This window comes from Paenibacillus cremeus (assembly GCF_007786445.1).
In the GTDB taxonomy this organism is placed as follows: Bacteria; Bacillota; Bacilli; order Paenibacillales; family NBRC-103111; genus Paenibacillus_G; species Paenibacillus_G cremeus.
Genome location: NZ_VNJI01000010.1, coordinates 126,872 through 143,114 on the forward strand (window position 1 = coordinate 126,872; position 16,243 = coordinate 143,114).

The window sequence follows — 16,243 nt, forward strand, 5'->3', positions numbered from 1 at the left end:
TGCTCACGACGGCCGAATCGTTCACAGCTGAGTCGTGAGCAGCTACTGCTGCACTGTTTTGTTCCTCATCCCTTGCAATGCTACTGTTTCTTTTGGAGGCTCGCTACAATGTATCATTGGCTTGTATTTATCCACTCGGTTAGTGCGATGGTATCCATCGGACCGTTCTTCGTCTTGATCCCCATGCTTCGCAAATTGCATTCTGCTGATGGTGCGCTGCAATCCTCGATGTTGGACTCATTTCATTTTGTCGTCCGTTTATCCAAGCATGCCGGGCATGTTCTCGTCGCATCGGGCTTCTTGCTTATGTGGCTCGGAGGCTGGCCATGGACCACACCATGGATTGCGGGCACGTTTGCCGTCTTGTTCGGATCGATCTTTTTTTTGGCTCGGGCGTTTTCCCCGACTATTCGCAAGCTCCGCCAATCCGCTGACCAAGACCGAGCAGCCCTTCTAAAAAAGCTGAGCCGCTCGCTGTATGTCTATTTATTCGTCCTCTTTCTCATGCTCTGGCTTATGATTATGAAGCCCCAGCTGTGGCCGGCCTAGCTTTCGAAGTCTACACAAAGACTAGTGCCGTCCAGCACTTGCTTCATATGCGCCTTTACTTCGACATGCACCGGATGCTCGTCGTAGACTTGAAGATCTTCTAGTGAATCAAACTTTGTAATCAGAGCGATATCGTAAGAGCGAGCCTGATGAAGGACGTCCATGCCCACTTCGATATGACGGAGCACCGGAATTTTTCCATCCATATTTTTCAGTACATCGTAAGTGACTTTAATCGCTTCCGGACTGCGGTCCTTTAATTTAAAAAATACAACATGCGTGATCATAATTTTCTCCGCTCCTTATGCAGCGACCTATGTACAGATCGGCCCAAATTTCAAATATAACCATAACATTATACCATTACCACCGGAGTAAAAAAAGCCATCCCCCAATGCGGGTTCAATGGCCTTTTGGAGATTTAATTTATTGACGATTTTTTTTAGCTTCTCGATGTCCGTTTTCAATTTGAGCTGCTCTTTATGAAGGATATCAATGGTATATTCAAAGTTACTACATTCTGTGGACATATGCCGCTCGAACGTCTTTTGGTTCGCTTCCGTTTGCTTCAAATTTTGCGACATTTCCATCACCGCTTGACGTATCATTGGAATTTCAGATACCGTTTGGCGGATCATTGGAATTTCGGATACGGTTTGGCGGATCGCTGTGATTTCGGCAACAGCTCGACGTATCTGCGGAATTTCGGAGACGGCTTGGCGGATATTTGGAATATCCGCGACGGCTTCGCGTATTTTGGGTAGATCAGTAACAGACTGGCGTATCTCCGTGACTTCTTCACGCAACTTGGGAATTTCCGATATTGCTTCTCGGATTTTTGGGATATCAGCTACGGCTTCGCGAATCTTGGGTAAATCTGATATAGCCTCTCGGAACTTTGGAATATCCGCTACGGTTTGGCTTATCTCATCAACCTCTTCAAGCAACTTGGGAATTACAGAAATTGTCTCTCGGATTTTCGGGATATCCGTGACGGCTTCACGGATTTTTGGTAAATCTGCTGCGGCTTGGTGTAATATCCCTACATCTTCCCGGATCCTCGGGATCTCTGATAACTGCTCCTCAACGCGATCAAGACGCAGATTGGTTTTGTCTTGGCCGACTTCAAATGCTTGGAGTCTTCCGGTAATTCGATCTTGGCCCACCTCAATCTTATCAATCCTTGAAACCAACTCTCCCTGTCCGGCTGTCAGCAATTGAAGCTGTTTCAGTATTTCAATTAATGTTTCATTCATCAATTTCCCCCCAGTAGAAAATGAGTGAAATCTAGTATTTATCAGCTGCGCCTCAATAAACGTCGAATCCAAAGCCAGCATAGCTTCGTCCTAATTCCTAACAGCGCTCTCAGCGTCTTATTTCTGCCAATCGGCTTAATCAGAAGCAAGCTAATATTATCGTCAGCATGCTTGTCCAATGCTCGTGTGATCAATTGATCACATACGTCCTGTGGCTCCAAACTGCTAGATGCTCTTCGCAGCATGATAGCTATCGCCTCGTTGGAAAACCGATCATGAAAGCCGTCACTAGTTAGTAGAAATAGTGTACCTGGGTGGTACGTTCCGGATCGAACATAGACCTTTGGCTCTTTTCCGAGGCCCAGGCCTTGGGTAAGAATATGACGCTTGGGATGCGTTCTTGCTTTGTGCTTCGCGAGGAAGCCCTTGCGGACCTGCTCCGCTACCCATGAATGATCACGGGTTAACTGCGCAAGCCGTCCCGATGAATAAAATTTATAAATTCGGCAATCACCAATATGAAAAATATTGTAAACCGACTGAAATAGCACCAATAGGGTTAGCGTAGTGCCTAATGTCTGTCCATGAGCTCGACGCTTGTCCACCAAATGTCGGTGTAAGTTATGAAGCAGCGCTGTACCTTCGATTTCCAGTCTGCTCATCCACTTCGAATCATCCAGAACCGTGGGCAGCTTTTGCTCCATCCACGTTTTTAGCTTCTCTACAGCCAGCTCGCTTGCCAGTCCACCGTCGCCGGTTCCTCCCATTCCGTCTGCCATCACGGCAGCAGCATAGGGTACTCCGCTAGGAGAGGTTCCCATACGCAGCAATGAGCGATCTTCATTTAATGTACGAAACCAGCCGGTGTGCGTGCCAGCCCCATACTTCCAATGTATGGAAAACGTTAGATTCAACGGTGACTACCTCATTTTATAGACAAAATCTGTCGTTATAAGTTTAATAATATCACCTTCCTTCAGCGGATGCACCCGGTATGGCACCAAAAGTTCCCCATTCAAAAATGTTCCATTGCGTGATCCTAAATCTTTTATCGAGATACTGTCGCCTTCTTTGACAATCTCCGCGTGCAGCCGGGACACGCCTTCTTCCTCCCATACCCAATCTACACCCAGCTCCGTTCTCCCAATAACAAAAGGACTTTTATGAATGATGACCGTCTGTCTAACACCCTCCCGCGAATATTCAAAATATGGGTTCGTTGGACTCCCTGCTTGAGCTAAACGGCCCAATAAAACTGTTGCATTCGAAGAGAGAAGTGGTGTGGTCTGCATAGAGGTTTTGGAATTAGACCGAACTTCCCTAGACGAGTTGGATTGCCCTAATCCAATTTCTCGCAAAAAATCATCTGCATCAGCTTCATTAATTTTCATATTCTCATAGGGCTCCGCCACCACCATATGACTGTTATTCTCTTCGAAGACCTGCTCTCGTTGTTTTCTCAGAAGGAAGAAGACGGCACAGACTAGAAGCATGGTCACAGCGGAGCAAATATAAAGCATACGCGTCCCCGGGGTGTCCGCATACAGCTTCCAGACAAAACAGCAGGCAAGGATGGCTGTTGCACCCATTAAGATCGATTTTCGCTTAAGCTGATTAGGTTTAACTTCCGGCAGTGCTTTACCATCCCCTTCTGCAGATAAAGGGAATAAGGTTTCTCCAGGGCTGATGTGCTGCTCTACGAACTGCACCTCAGAATCTACTTTCGCATTTCTTTCCAACCGCGCTCCGCGAATCGGTACTTCATCTTGTTCCTTCCACACCTCAGCTGCTAAACGCATCTGTTTAAGCAACAGCTGCGTTAATTCAGGCAAATTAAAATGCTCCGCTGTTAAATAACTCATTAGCTCCTGATAGCCGCTGCCATGAAGCTCGGTAACCCGATGAATCCAACGTGAAGCCAGATGCTGCAGATCCTCAGAGATCGTCGCCTTCCCTTCTAACTGCTCAACAGGAACATATGTGAAATACAAATCGTCCAGACTGTCCCCGTAATAAATAAATTCATCTTTCAAGACATATCGCTCAGGCTGAAGCATATACACTCTGCTATCGTCTAGTCCAGATGCGATCTGGTATAGCATGGAATAAAATTGATACAGCGACAGCTTCTCCAGCCTTAGCCAATGCCTCAAGATTCGTTTGCCCGTGATCGTATAATAAAGCTGAATCTCCCCTTCTCGTGCCTCCAACTGAACCTGCAGCAGCTTAGGAACGGGGTTCGTAGACAGCATGGTCATCTGAAAAGAGGATAGCTCCTCTGGCTTAAGTCCTCTAGGAGAAGACAGCACCATGAAATGTCCATGATGACGAACATAGTCAACTTGCAGATCATACAGTGAATCAGCCATTGGTATACCCCTTTCGATCAGGCCATCATAAGCTTCCAACTGAAAAATGCATACACAGCCCCGGGGAGTACAGCCCACATAAACGGAAAATGGAGTGTTTCGGCAGCTGGCGTGACTTGCTTAAAAACAGTCCAATCGCGACAAACAAACAGTCGAATAAAAAGATAGCTCAGCCACTGTAACCGCCACATACCATCTTTTCGAAATAACAAAAGGATTATCCCGCCCATTCCCGCTGCAAGAAGCGAAAAGACCATAACATAGAGCGAGAAGCCTGCACCAGTTAAAGAGCCTAATGCCGTGAACAGCTTCACATCGCCGGCACCAACCGCACGTAATAAGTAGAGTACAAACATTGGGATGAACCCGCAAACAAGCCCCATAGTTGCGAATGCAAGCCCATCCCATCCGTCAAGCAACCAATGAAGCAGTAATCCGGTAAAAATTCCAATTACGTTTAAAACATTCGGGATTTGCTGCTTGGCCGTATCCGTAATAAAGGCGATCGCCAGCATGATCCCCGCAAGCCAAAATACAATCAACCCGCTCCACCTACCCAAGCCCGTTCCACCGCTTTTTTCTTGAGCAAGACCGTTTTGTGATAAAAGGGGACGGCAAAATGATACTCATACTGTGCCTCAATAGTGATATAGCTGTTCGTTTTATCATCCAAATCGGGAAAGCCGATCGAAGTCACCTTCAACCGCTTCCGATCCAAGCCTTGAACCCCTGTCAAAGAAGCTACGACGGGAGTTGCAGCCTCGGCTAGCTTTTGATTGAGCTGGTTTTTTGCCTCCTCGGTCGTCGATTGCCCCCAGGCCTCGAGCTGTTCCCTACGCTCCTGCTCAATTCGTACAAGCTGCAATAATGCATCCGGGATCCAACGCTCATATTCTTCGGAGAACGTCTCGGCGTCGATCACCTTCTCCCTTGCGGACTCCGCTTGAGACACTACGTTATTCAGCCAACCGCTCGCCCGGCTGTTAGCCCACTTCGCCTGCCCTTTCCGATACACTTGCTCCACCGGATACATATTCGCAGCAGCTACTTTAGCCGATTCGGAAACAGCGGACTGAAGCGCCATATCCGCTCGCGCCATTTGAACAAAACCAAAGAGCAGCATCAAGAAAGCAACGAAAAAAGGGAAGCACCAGCGCAGCTTCGAGCACCATGCTTCCCTGCTGATCTTTTACCCACCTCATCGACATCTAAATGTCCTCCTAGTATCTCAAATGCGCTGTTCTAGTCATTTTGCATATGTTATTGCCAGCCCCAACTCCGCCTTCACAGCCGGAAAACCCTCTTGCTTCGAGCGTTTTCATAACATTTGGTAGAAACCATAAGTGAAGCGAGGCACTTGCCGTACCCACGGTATATGTTGAGGCTTCGCTTAACTGGATCCCTGTGTTCAATTGCAGAAGCGCTTGCATTCGTGAAAGCAGCACTGATTCTTTGCTGTGGAGGAGCAAAAATAGACGAAGATAATCTTTGTAGCTTAACGTAAGCGAACTAGCAAAGCCTTTGGTGATCGGTACCTGCTCACCTTGAATAAGCTTCGTAACATCTTGCTGCGCCGCAATAGCACCCTCCACAACCGCTTTTAGCAGCACAAGCATCGGCGACCCGGCAGCAAGCACCTCATTGCTCGGCTTTGCTAAAGCCTCCGTGATCCCAACCGCCAGTCGAACGGCAAACAACTCCGCGTAAGCCATAGAATAATTACCAGCACAGGAATGTGACCCATAAAGCATATACTCCACTTCCTGGTTCTTAAGCTTGTGCTGTGCAGGAAGCGGTAGTTCCTTAGATTCCTTAGGAGCGCCTGCGCCGTCTTTTTCAAGCCCTAAAGTTCGATAGCTGAACTTATTAAGAGCGAATTCATCGACATAAAATTCATCCCGCACATCCACTATAAGATCGCTAAGCCCGGCAAAAAGCTTCATGGCGCTAAGACCTGCTTGGTCCGCTTCCAATAAATTAATATCAGGCAATGGCTGGATGCTATTTTGCCGCTGATTGCTGTTCAAGTAAGTCTGATAATAGCCGCTGCTCCCTGCGACCCCCGGATCTCCTTGAAGGAGGTTATAGTTCGATTCATAGGGATCAACATCGGATATAAGGCTGCAAGTGCCGAGTCCTTGTCGGATTTGGTCTAGATCGGCTTCGTTTTATTGCGCTGGTCCTTTTTGGCCGCAGAGTTGTCATTTCGCTTCTGCTCCCGCTCCGCTTGTAAGGGACTCTGTCTGGAATACAGATCAACAGCCTTTTGCAAAAAAAGATCCAACGCCGAATCGGTCGAGCTGTACTTTTGCTGCGTAAACATTAGACTGTCCTGGATTTGCGCATGAACGCCGGAAAATAGGGATACCGCGGTACTTACTCCCGCACCAAATTCCTCCAGCTCCTGCCGATTTACAAGTTTTAGATTTTGATATACCGCATCAGCGGCCAGCCCGCTTTTGGAGGCTTCTGTACTGAGCTCTGCATTTAATGAGTCGTTGACACGAATGGCTTGCTTCATCGCCTCTTGAAACGAGTCATTCAAAGTCGATACGGCGGCAAAATCCGTTTCAGATTTCAGCTTAAGGACCGTAAGCAGCTGTGCATAACGCAAAATGTCGTTAAGCAGCTGTTCATACTCGGTGACGAGCTGTGAAGCGGTTTGAAACTGATTAACCAATTGCAATCGGGATTGGTTTAATTGCATGATCGCATCAGCCGCGCTGATCCCTGCTTGGGCCAAGGAAGCCATCGACATATCAATGTTGCGGATTTGATCTTCCAATGCTTTTACTTGATTACGAGCTTGCTGTAACGTGTTGCGTATCTCTTCTGCCGTATGAATCCCGATACGACCGCTTAGTTCATTCAAGTCCCTGAGCTGTGTTTTGTAAAACGGATGCAAATTTTGCGCCTTTTGGTAGATGTCTTCGAACGCTTTCCATGCCTTCTCCAATTGCTCATCTCTTTCTTCCAGCATAGCATCGACTTTTTCCGCGCGCTCTGAGAAGCGAGAGGCTTGATTCATTTGAGCGGCAAGACCCGTCTTCTGAAAGGTGTCCCGAATCTGTAGTCCATACAAGATCGGCGCCCGATATTTCATCTCCTCTAAAATCTGCTGCTTTAGTACATTATGATTGGCCAAGGAATACATCGGAACTATCCTTGCACTGCCAGGTATCAGCTTCGTATCAATAAACCTGAAGGAACCTTCGTTTTCAATCACGTCCAAGTTGCCTGCAACCGTCCGTTCAAAAACGGCCGACTGCTCATCAGCAGCCGGCTCCATGGCATATAGCCCGTAAGCCTGCAGAGTACTTGAAAATGTTGATAAGACGGAGCGGACTCCAGCTTTGACCGCTTGCTCTGTTTCTCTGGATGCATTTTTCCAGCGAATGACATCAATTAACAAGCCGCATAGAAGAAACAGCGGAATTAAAATTAAAATGAAATATACTGAAACAGCCCCATGCTGCTCTGTCCACCAGCTTTTCCAGTGCGAAAGCAAGCCTCCCCCTCCATTCCTACTCTTGATCTATTCGTGTAAAACAACAACAATCCCATTGCGCTCCAGCTCCTGCTTCAGACCTTGGCTCAGCTTGACCTTATCCTGCTTGGATAGTTTAAAGAAGTGCCAGACGACACCGCGAACCTTGGTCCCTTGCTTCAAAAGCTCCGCATCCTTTGGCATTTGCTCTTCCCGCAGGTTGGTTTCGTTGAACGTGTAATAAGCCTGATGAGCTACCATCCCAGCATCCATGGCATCGATTTCTCTCTTCCGGTCGGGACTAACTTGTACCACTTGCGCCGTTCCGCCAACTAAAACTCGTAAATAATCCGCAGCTTGCGCGTGGCTGTTGATTCGTACAGGCTCCTCTAAGCTCTTGCGGGGCTCGACCAATACATCTGCGGCATCTTTGGGCTTGATTCGACCTTGTATTTCCGAAATAAACGTGCGCGTCAAATCCGTAAGCCAGATCATTTCGACAGGATCTGTCACATAGCTTCCTGCATTTGCTGCTGCATCAGATTTGTTCCACAAAATTCGGGCGTAAGATGGCGCGTTGAACGCTTGCTCCAGACTGGCCCCTACACGGCGCAGCAGCCCCCCATTTTCATACCGAAGCTCTCCGCGCCATTGCGTCGGGAAAGTAACCGCCGTTTTGACCAGCTTTCCTGCCGGATCGGCCGTTTTCTCCCCATGGACCTGGGAGCTTTGCAGCGGAAGCATGACCTTCACCACGCCTGTCGGCAAAATAAAACTTAGTACATTCGACACATTATCATTCGTCAAACGCCAATATAGCCCGTCGTTCGCTCCCTCTGTGACTTCGCCGGTCATGAGATCCTTCTTGCTGTTATCCCAAACGAATGCCGTTCGTTCCGACGCACTTGCAGCCGCATGTACAAGGGAAGACTGGTAGTACCCATATAAAACGAAAAAGATGAAGCTGATCGTTGCAATGAAAATGACAGGCATCGTCAAAGCAGCTTCAACGGCAAACTGACCACTCGAACTGCGAATGAATCGTCGCCATTGGACTGGAATGGAGGTTGTCATTGTGGTGAAAGGGTATCCGCGTCAGACCTGATACTGTTCGTCTCGCCATTAATTTGCGTATCCGCAGAGTTGAACAGCTGGCCCATCCACTTCACGATCCATTTGCGAAACGCGATGCCAATGATAAGTAAGACCGCGATAATCAGCAATATTTCCAAGGTTCCCAGGCCATCCTCCTCGTTCCAAAACCGACTCCACGCTTGCTGCAAACGTTCCATCATTCATCTCTCCTCTACTTGTTTAAATGTACTAATTCATCATCATGATGGCCGGAGCTGCAACCATAACCATGACTACAAAGAAAATCATAACCATCGGAAAAACCATCTTTGAAGAGGCCTCTTCGCCCAGAGTCCGGGCCAGCGCCTTGCGCTTATCCCATAACGTTATGGAAAGCTCCTTCAAAGATAACATTAGCTCGTCTCCGCCCCGCCTATAATTCAGCAGCAGTGTTGTAGTGAACAAAGACACCTCTTGCAGCCCGCATCGTTTACTGAACTCTTCCATGACACGGGGAAATGAACCGTTCATTTGCAGCATTTGAACGACAAGTGCCAGCTCAGCTAAAAGGGGGCTGCTATTCGTATGGCTTTTGGAACTAATCGAGCGGATTAAGGCTTGCTGAACGGTCTCCCCCGCGCCGACCAGCAGCATTAACTGATTAACCACTTCCGGCAGCTCCATGAGCATCTGCTGTTTTTTTCGTTTCAAGCGGACTGCCTCTTGCTGGAATTGAACAAAGGGAAGCGCAAGCATCAGCAGCACACCATAAAGCAGTATTTCATCATTGCCTGCTGCCCAGCTAAGAAGTGTACTAAGGCAAAACATCGCGTAACAGAGCAATATCAACCGGACGACGTACCCTTTCGTTTGGGTCACGGCCGCTTTGGCCCCGTGCAGTCCGATCATCGTCTGATGAACTTTTCCAATCGCAGCAGAAAAATGCTCGGTTATACGAACGCGATCCATAAACCATAAGGCCGCAGGCAGCCAAAATCCCCACCCGGCTACAAACAATCCTTTGTTAGCATGAAGCCACGGAGCGTACCGCGAACGAAATACGGCTGACGCTGCAGCAGCTACCGCGAGTTCAACCAAAAACAACAGGAGCATCCACAAGGAATGTTCACACCTTTATATTCATAATTTTTTGGGTCAGCAGATAGCAGCCAAACAGTACAACCAGCGCGACGCCCATGATCAGCAATCCCCCACCATGATATAGAGGCTCCATATATTCAGGTGTACTCCACGCAAGCAAAGCAATAATCACAATAGGCGCCGCACTCAGCACTCTAGCTTCAAACCGTTTCTGAGCCAGAAGCACCTGAATATCCTGCTCAATTTCCAGCTTATCCTGCAGTATCGTCGCAGTACGTCGAATCACCTGGACCAGACTTCCGCCTAATCGCTTGCAGGTAACAAACACCTCGGCAAATTGATCGATTTCCTCAATATGCGCTCTTCGGCTAAGGCCCATAAGGCAAGCTTCTACCGTTTCACCATTCTCAATTCGCCGCACCATAAGTCCTAACTCCGTCACAATCATGGCTCCGGAATCGGGATACAATACTTGAAGATCACTCAATGCCTCCTGCAGCGCCGATTCCACCGATCTCCCAGCTCCAAGTGCAGAAGAGAGCGCAGCAAGCATTTGCTTAAACTGCAGCTTCAGCTGTGTCTTTTGCTTCCGAATCTGTCCCTTCCGAAATTGCCGAGAATAAGAAAGACCCGCCAGCGCAAAAATCATACAAATAGCCGGCTGCTTAAAGAACACATAAGCAATCCCCCCCATGACAACCGCTCCCCAAAGCGAAGAAAATACGAATTCTCTCCAGCTGAGCAGGTACGTATCGTAGTCGGGCAGCTGCTTCCTTGACTCTTTTCCGCGAATAATCTCACTTGCCTGTCGTTTGCCCCACCAAACGAACGACTTACTGCTCTCCAAAGTCCTCATGTTCCGAAGCATTACACCATCCCTGCCATCTGCAGCTTCCAGATCCGTTCATGTAAGACCCCAACGGCTTCCAGCTGTCCGATTACTCTGCCTTCCTCCGTAACGCCGGTTTCTACGAATCGATAAAGCGGATTGATCTGGATGTCTCCATCTGAGATACCAGCAACCTCACAGATTTCCGTCACTCTCCGAGAACGGTCTCTAAGTCGGCTCAGGTGCACCATAATATCAATCGCCGAGGTCATCTGCTTACGCACTGACTCTAGTGGAAGCTTCGCTGCACCGCTCAGCACCATCGTTTCAAGCCGGCTCAGCATGTCCTTGACGGAGTTCGAATGCCCGGTCGATAACGAACCATCATGCCCAGTATTCATAGCCTGTAGCATATCCAGCGCCTCTGCTCCCCGTACCTCTCCAACGATGATCCGGTTAGGACGCATCCGCAAGGAAGAACGGATCAAATCGCGAATCGGAATCTCTCCCCTGCCTTCCGTATTCGCGTTCCTCGTTTCCAGGCTGACCATATTCGGAATACCTCGGATTTGCAGCTCTGCCGAATCTTCAATCGTGATTATGCGTTCATCAGGCGGTATGTACTGGGCCAGCGCGTTTAAAAAAGTCGTCTTCCCCGATCCCGTACCTCCGCTTATAAAAATATTGTACTTCGCCTGCACTAGATGAATTAAGAAATGCATCGCTTCTTCCGTCAGCGCTCCTCGAGCCAATAAATCCTTCAGCGTTAATGGCTGTTCGGGGAATTTGCGAATCGTCATCGCGGGACCACGCAGTGCTATGGGCGGCAATACGACATTGACCCTTGAGCCGTCCTTCAGCCTTGCATCGACAATGGGACTGGATTCATTGACCATCCGGTTCACTTTGGCCACAATAGCCTGGATCGTATCCTCCAGCTTCTCCCTGCTCTCGAACCGAACATCGGTATGCAGCACCTGTCCCTCTTTTTCGATAAAAATTTGGTCATGTGCATTGACCATAATTTCGGTGATCGAACGGTCATCCACCAGCGGCTGAAGTACATCCAATCCACGAAATGCATGGTACAGCTCTTGTACAAGCAGCTTTTTTTGCCCTGCTGTGATGTAGGAGGTACGAGAGTAGGCGAACACTTCCTGCTCAATCATTTCCAGCAGCGCTTCATCGGTCATTGAGCTGCCATAATCCATGGCTTCCTTAATCTTTTGCTTTAGCGCCAGCTTCGTTTCGTTAGACCACAAGCGAGACGACCTCGCTTTCCTTACTCCGAACCAGCTCTGCCGCTGCTTCGGCAAACATCGGACTGCTCAGCTGCTCCAGCCTCCCGATCGCCTTCCAATCTGGAACATAGGGCAGAGCACCGCTCAAACGGAAGCCAAGCCCCTCAAAATCGTTCAAAGGCGCACCCGTCCGCTTATTCTGAACAAAGCTTATCTTTTTCTTGAGATCCAGCCACGAATCGGGCTCATCCGTCTGTCTGAACTCAGATAAGGATGTAACTGTTTTTTGCAGATATACCACATCGTCAAGCAAAAGCCATAGGACTTGATCCGATTTCACTAGCAGCTGACGCATTACGTCGTTTAATATGGAATCGAGATCCAGCACAAGCACATCATACAGCTTGGCATCCACAAGACCTTGCAGGATGGATGCCGCGTCATCCTCTGTCAGCTCCTGCCATTCCCGGAGATGGGCAAGCGGTGGTATGTAGTCAAACTTCATGACCGGATGTTTCGATTTCCACCGCTCGATTTTGCTAGAAAGGAGCTTAGGATTCATCTTGGCGTAGTAAACCATACTGGAAAAAGCCTCAGCTCCTGCGGCATCCTGAACAGGATACCATGCGTAGGAAGGCAGCCTTTCGAAGCTTACGCAGCATACGCGCTCCCCGTGCAGGGTTAGCTGCTTGGCTATTTGCAGTGCCGTGACCGTCTTCCCCGCTCCTCCAACTGTCGAATAGACCGCAATCACTCGGGTGCTTCGGGAGCCTAGCAGTGGCTGCTGTACAGCGCAATAGTCGTTGTAATGTGCTGCTACCTCGGAGAGCAGACGGTCCAGCGGCTGGAATTTGCAGAGCACAGGATAGTCGACTTCAAGCACAGAGTGATGATGATCACTAATTAACACCGTGCAGCCAAGCTTCAACCGGGCTAAAGTCTCAGGTAGCGGCAACCAGGTTTCTTGAACCAGCAATATGAAAGGCTCTTGCGTTTCTTCGAGAAACTGCAGCCCCTGCGGCTTAGATGAAAAACAATGAATAGTAAAACGGTCAGCATATTCTGAGGTACGAATAAAAACAGACAGCATCTCACTGAAATACCGATCGGAATCGAGCAAAACCAGGGTCATTTTCCTCATGCACTTTCCTCCTTACATTTGAGCTGCGTTACTTCTATTCTGTTCCCGCATCTCCCCCTATGCTCCATAGCTTGTACGAAGTTCAATTGCTGGCTCGCCCCCTTTCAAAACAAAAAAAAGCACGCGCTGCCAAGGACCAAGTCCTCGAACAGCGGTGCTTCCGCTTGTGTTTGAGTTGAATTACCTGAATTATAGCACAAAATGTGGTAATTGCAAACGTATTTCCCATTCATTCTTGATTGAAGGCCGCAAAATCCCGCTTGTTCCGCTCAATCTGCTGGATATGACGGTCCACGTGTCCAAGAAACATCTGGACCAGGTCCTGCAGCGTTTGCTTGCCGGTTACATTATGAACACCTGACCGCTGCCACGCATCATCCGGCATATTTTCCAAAATGGAGGCCATGGAAACACGCAATGCGCGGAACAAGTACAAGAACGTCTGCATGTCCAGCGAGTGATAATCCAAACGGTTAGCCCATGCATCGGGATCGAATTTAAAATAAAACGGCTGGTTTTCCGAAATCACCCGTTTCATCCGGTCCAGCGCCACCAGCTCGGCATCGCAAAGATGGATGACCACCTCTTTAATGCTCCACTTCTTCTCACCCGGCTTAAACAAAAGCTGCTCCTCACTCACTCCGTCCAACGCAGCGACTAACAGGTTATAGCCATCGGCATATTTTTGGATCAACGCGTACGTATCCATGTCCCCAGCTCCTCGGCTCGTTTTTTGCGCCGCCAGCACCCAGACCTGCTTGGGCTTACCATAGCGGTTCATTGACTGTTCATCCATGCGTGTAATCTTCCAGCCTTGGCAAAACAGCTTCTCCAGCTGCCCACGATCAAAAAAACGTTTGCGTTTGCCTTCCCATTCGAAGTAATGCGGTTCCAGCTGCGCTCCCTGCCCGGCGCCATATTCCACATCATGCGTTGAATTCACCCGGCACAGCAGCACCCCACCCGGACGCAGCACGCGATGAATTTCGGCAGCTACCTTTTCCGTATCCGCCCATGCAAAATAATGGAGACTCAAATCCGATATGATGACCTGCGCGGAATCGTCTGAAAATGGCAAGGGCTCCAGCAAATTCAGCTGCTGCGTCTGTGCTGTAGGAACAAGCTGGCTCGCATGCTTGAGCGCTTCCTCCGATAAGTCACACGAAATCACCTGATACCCGCGCTCAGTCAAATAAAGCGTATCGTTACCGGCGCCGCAGCCCAAATCCAGAATGGGAATCCCATTGGAGCTGCTCAGCACCTCTTGGAAGGGCTCCAGCCAAAAATCATACCGAACCTGCTCCGTACGGATGCCCTCATAGTGCTCATTCCAGAACTTCGCTTCCGACATCGATCAAGACCTGCCTTCAAAAAAGTCTAATACCGCTTAAGCAAAAACAGCGTTAACTCCTCGCGGTTATGAAACAGCTGCTTCGCCTTCTGGACCTCTAGCTCAGGCGATAAATCTTGGATGACCTCTCGAAGCGTTTGAAACGCTTTTTTGTTCATCAGCTTGACGGTAATGATCGCCGTTCCACCAGCTTGCAGCGCGTACAACAGCCCTTTGACCAGCTTCGCCATTTGTCGATGGCTCCAGCTCATATCACAGACCAGCAAATCGAACGCATTCGAAGAAAATACGACGTCGCCTGCGTTTTTTTGCAAATAGGTCAGCTTCGGGTTTCGCAGTAGGCCTGCGTCCAGCTTGGCCGGATCTACCGCGGTAACCTGCACATCTCGCTCCAGGAGAAGTGAAGTCCAGCCACCAGGCGCTGCACCGATATCCAGCGCGGAGCGATATTGCGAGAAGTCCAGTCCGAACGCCGACTCGGCCTCCAGCAGTTTAAATTTGGCGCGGGAAATTTGCCCGTCTTCCTTGCGGAAGCGGACGGCTCCACCAGACCAATCGGACAAGTTCTCACTCGGCTTCGAGCGGCCAATATAAAGACGGTCTCTCGCAAGCAGCATCGAGATGATTTCATCCGCTTCTTTGACCACAGGCTCAGCTCCAAAATCTTTGGCGAGCATCTCATCCAGCTCCTGCTTAAGCTCGGAAGGACTGCATTCGCCGCCGATCTGATCCTCGGTCTTACGAATTTGCACCGCGACTCGAAGTCCACTCAGCGAGCCGCTGGTTCGCAAATACTCAAGTGCGAAATGCAGGGCACTCTCGCTTGTCCCGCCCCATTCCGCCTCTGCATCTACGGGGTGCATATGTCGCAAGAAAGCCGGTTCTTTTTCGAGCAGCATCTTTACAGCTTCAGCACGATTGACGGCCAGCTCAAATTTGAAGATCTCGTTCGGCACCAGCCACACACTGTGGACAGGTACGGTGAACAGCCTGCGAATTTCTTCCTGCGCCTGCTGAGCAAAGCCTCGATTTGATGTGCCGATAAATACGGATTTTTCCATTACAACACCTTAATCCACGGACGGTCGTTGAACCATTCCAGCTTTATTGGAACCTGATACGCCTTAAACAAATTATCTTCGGTGAGCACCTCTTGCTTGGCGCCGGAGGCAATAATACGCCCCTGATCAATCAAGAAGACATGGCTGAACATCGGCATAATTTCCTCAATATGGTGAGTGACATAAATGACGGTAATATGTTTCTGTCTAAGCACGTTAACCGTCTCCAACAGCTTCTCCCGTTCAAAAAGATCCAGGCCGGAGCACGGTTCGTCCATAATGAGGATGGAAGGCTCGGTCATGAGCGAACGGGCTAGCATGACTTTCTTGCGCTCTCCTTGCGACAAGGTTCCAAGCGGCTGATAAGCTAGATGCGCTAGCTTGACGGTGCCCAGCATCTCAATCGCCTTCTCTTTTACCTCATCCGGGATTTCTTGATAAAATCGCAGGAAGCCATACTCCCCGGTAGCGACAACCTCCCAGACCGAATCGGCAGGAGTTAGCTTCTCGTATAACGATTGGCTAACGTATCCAATGCGCTTGCGAACCTCGCGTACGTCGCATTCTCCATAAATATTGCCGAGCACCTGCACTTTTCCTCTAGTAGGAAATTGATACCCATTGAGCAGCTCCAATATGGTCGTTTTGCCGGAGCCGTTCTTTCCGAGAATCACCCAGTGCTCTCCTTGACGAATATCGAGGTTAATATCAGATAAAATATGGCGGTCTTCACGTACAAAATCAATTTGGCTTAAAGACATAATTTGAGACACGGATCATCACA

General features: G+C 49.1%; 18 protein-coding genes. 1 reads left to right on the top strand and 17 read right to left on the bottom strand.

Features of this window, described 5'->3' with window-relative positions; genetic code table 11:
• The first annotated feature begins 108 nt into the window (after nt 1–108).
• Entirely contained in the window at nt 109–549 is a 441-nt protein-coding gene (locus tag FPZ49_RS10310; protein WP_144846191.1) for a DUF2269 family protein, read from the top strand.
• Here the strand turns inward: FPZ49_RS10310 and FPZ49_RS10315 are convergent.
• The 17 genes from FPZ49_RS10315 to FPZ49_RS10390 all read right to left on the bottom strand — a co-directional run bounded on the left by FPZ49_RS10315 (nt 546) and on the right by FPZ49_RS10390 (nt 16,223).
• Entirely contained in the window at nt 546–836 is a 291-nt protein-coding gene (locus tag FPZ49_RS10315) for a Dabb family protein (RefSeq protein WP_144846193.1), read from the bottom strand. The genes FPZ49_RS10310 and FPZ49_RS10315 overlap by 4 nt on opposite strands.
• Nucleotides 837–863: 27 nt before the next feature.
• Nucleotides 864–1,805: a hypothetical protein gene (locus FPZ49_RS10320; RefSeq protein ID WP_144846195.1), complete on the bottom strand. Its 942-nt coding sequence runs from the start codon at nt 1,803–1,805 to the stop codon at nt 864–866.
• A gap of 41 nt (nt 1,806–1,846) precedes the next feature.
• On the bottom strand, nt 1,847–2,719 hold the full coding sequence (locus tag FPZ49_RS10325; RefSeq protein ID WP_144846197.1) for a PP2C family protein-serine/threonine phosphatase: 873 nt from the start codon (nt 2,717–2,719) through the stop codon (nt 1,847–1,849).
• A 6-nt stretch (nt 2,720–2,725) separates the two neighbouring features.
• Nucleotides 2,726–4,213 carry a DUF6382 domain-containing protein gene (locus FPZ49_RS10330; RefSeq protein ID WP_186445716.1) on the bottom strand — a complete coding sequence of 496 codons (1,488 nt, stop codon included), beginning with the start codon at nt 4,211–4,213 and terminating at the stop codon, nt 2,726–2,728.
• Nucleotides 4,192–4,716 carry an A24 family peptidase gene (locus FPZ49_RS10335; RefSeq protein WP_144846201.1) on the bottom strand — a complete coding sequence of 175 codons (525 nt, stop codon included), beginning with the start codon at nt 4,714–4,716 and terminating at the stop codon, nt 4,192–4,194. Before FPZ49_RS10335 ends, FPZ49_RS10330 begins: the two co-directional genes overlap by 22 nt.
• Nucleotides 4,713–5,273: a pilus assembly protein gene (locus FPZ49_RS10340; RefSeq protein WP_261381347.1), complete on the bottom strand. Its 561-nt coding sequence runs from the start codon at nt 5,271–5,273 to the stop codon at nt 4,713–4,715. The genes FPZ49_RS10335 and FPZ49_RS10340 overlap by 4 nt, the downstream gene beginning before the upstream one ends.
• Before the next feature lie 121 nt (nt 5,274–5,394).
• On the bottom strand, nt 5,395–6,201 hold the full coding sequence (locus FPZ49_RS36715) for a hypothetical protein (RefSeq protein ID WP_261381348.1): 807 nt from the start codon (nt 6,199–6,201) through the stop codon (nt 5,395–5,397).
• A 125-nt stretch (nt 6,202–6,326) separates the two neighbouring features.
• Complete coding sequence (locus FPZ49_RS36720) at nt 6,327–7,682, bottom strand: hypothetical protein (RefSeq protein ID WP_261381349.1); 1,356 nt, start codon at nt 7,680–7,682, stop codon at nt 6,327–6,329.
• A gap of 27 nt (nt 7,683–7,709) precedes the next feature.
• Nucleotides 7,710–8,735 (bottom strand): TadE/TadG family type IV pilus assembly protein, encoded by a 1,026-nt coding sequence (locus FPZ49_RS10350; RefSeq protein ID WP_144846203.1) that lies wholly within the window; start codon nt 8,733–8,735, stop codon nt 7,710–7,712.
• The gene (locus FPZ49_RS10355; protein WP_144846204.1) at nt 8,732–8,956 is read right to left on the bottom strand and encodes a Flp1 family type IVb pilin; all 225 of its coding nucleotides are present in this window, start codon (nt 8,954–8,956) and stop codon (nt 8,732–8,734) included. Before FPZ49_RS10355 ends, FPZ49_RS10350 begins: the two co-directional genes overlap by 4 nt.
• A 28-nt stretch (nt 8,957–8,984) precedes the next feature.
• A complete protein-coding gene (locus FPZ49_RS10360) occupies nt 8,985–9,848 on the bottom strand; it encodes a type II secretion system F family protein (protein WP_144846292.1) in 864 nt (287 codons plus the stop codon).
• 13 nt (nt 9,849–9,861) lie between these two features.
• Nucleotides 9,862–10,704 (bottom strand): type II secretion system F family protein, encoded by an 843-nt coding sequence (locus FPZ49_RS10365; RefSeq protein ID WP_144846206.1) that lies wholly within the window; start codon nt 10,702–10,704, stop codon nt 9,862–9,864.
• Nucleotides 10,704–11,876, bottom strand: a complete 1,173-nt coding sequence (locus FPZ49_RS10370; protein ID WP_144846294.1) for a CpaF family protein — start codon at nt 11,874–11,876, stop codon at nt 10,704–10,706. Before FPZ49_RS10370 ends, FPZ49_RS10365 begins: the two co-directional genes overlap by 1 nt.
• A gap of 40 nt (nt 11,877–11,916) precedes the next feature.
• Nucleotides 11,917–13,047, bottom strand: coding sequence for an AAA family ATPase (locus FPZ49_RS10375; protein ID WP_144846208.1), 1,131 nt, complete (start codon nt 13,045–13,047; stop codon nt 11,917–11,919).
• Between the two features lie 229 nt (nt 13,048–13,276).
• On the bottom strand, nt 13,277–14,398 hold the full coding sequence (locus FPZ49_RS10380) for a methyltransferase domain-containing protein (protein ID WP_144846210.1): 1,122 nt from the start codon (nt 14,396–14,398) through the stop codon (nt 13,277–13,279).
• 26 nt (nt 14,399–14,424) lie between these two features.
• Nucleotides 14,425–15,459: an SAM-dependent methyltransferase gene (locus FPZ49_RS10385; RefSeq protein WP_144846212.1), complete on the bottom strand. Its 1,035-nt coding sequence runs from the start codon at nt 15,457–15,459 to the stop codon at nt 14,425–14,427.
• Nucleotides 15,459–16,223, bottom strand: a complete 765-nt coding sequence (locus FPZ49_RS10390) for an ABC transporter ATP-binding protein (RefSeq protein WP_144846296.1) — start codon at nt 16,221–16,223, stop codon at nt 15,459–15,461. The genes FPZ49_RS10385 and FPZ49_RS10390 overlap by 1 nt, the downstream gene beginning before the upstream one ends.
• Between the last annotated feature and the right edge of the window lie 20 nt (nt 16,224–16,243).

What these genes read in the sequence shown, in the direction of transcription:
- FPZ49_RS10360 (WP_144846292.1), bottom strand. Translation starts at nt 9,848, where the DNA reads ATGCTCCTGTTGTTTTTGGTTGAACTCGCGGTAGCTGCTGCAGCGTCA.
- FPZ49_RS10315 (WP_144846193.1), bottom strand. Translation starts at nt 836, where the DNA reads ATGATCACGCATGTTGTATTTTTTAAATTAAAGGACCGCAGTCCGGAA.
- FPZ49_RS10355 (WP_144846204.1), bottom strand. Translation starts at nt 8,956, where the DNA reads ATGATGGAACGTTTGCAGCAAGCGTGGAGTCGGTTTTGGAACGAGGAG.
- FPZ49_RS10365 (WP_144846206.1), bottom strand. Translation starts at nt 10,704, where the DNA reads ATGCTTCGGAACATGAGGACTTTGGAGAGCAGTAAGTCGTTCGTTTGG.
- FPZ49_RS10350 (WP_144846203.1), bottom strand. Translation starts at nt 8,735, where the DNA reads ATGACAACCTCCATTCCAGTCCAATGGCGACGATTCATTCGCAGTTCG.
- FPZ49_RS10385 (WP_144846212.1), bottom strand. Translation starts at nt 15,459, where the DNA reads ATGGAAAAATCCGTATTTATCGGCACATCAAATCGAGGCTTTGCTCAG.
- FPZ49_RS10370 (WP_144846294.1), bottom strand. Translation starts at nt 11,876, where the DNA reads ATGGATTATGGCAGCTCAATGACCGATGAAGCGCTGCTGGAAATGATT.
- FPZ49_RS10375 (WP_144846208.1), bottom strand. Translation starts at nt 13,047, where the DNA reads ATGAGGAAAATGACCCTGGTTTTGCTCGATTCCGATCGGTATTTCAGT.
- FPZ49_RS10310 (WP_144846191.1), top strand. Translation starts at nt 109, where the DNA reads ATGTATCATTGGCTTGTATTTATCCACTCGGTTAGTGCGATGGTATCC.
- FPZ49_RS10340 (WP_261381347.1), bottom strand. Translation starts at nt 5,273, where the DNA reads ATGGCGCGAGCGGATATGGCGCTTCAGTCCGCTGTTTCCGAATCGGCT.
- FPZ49_RS10320 (WP_144846195.1), bottom strand. Translation starts at nt 1,805, where the DNA reads ATGAATGAAACATTAATTGAAATACTGAAACAGCTTCAATTGCTGACA.
- FPZ49_RS10380 (WP_144846210.1), bottom strand. Translation starts at nt 14,398, where the DNA reads ATGTCGGAAGCGAAGTTCTGGAATGAGCACTATGAGGGCATCCGTACG.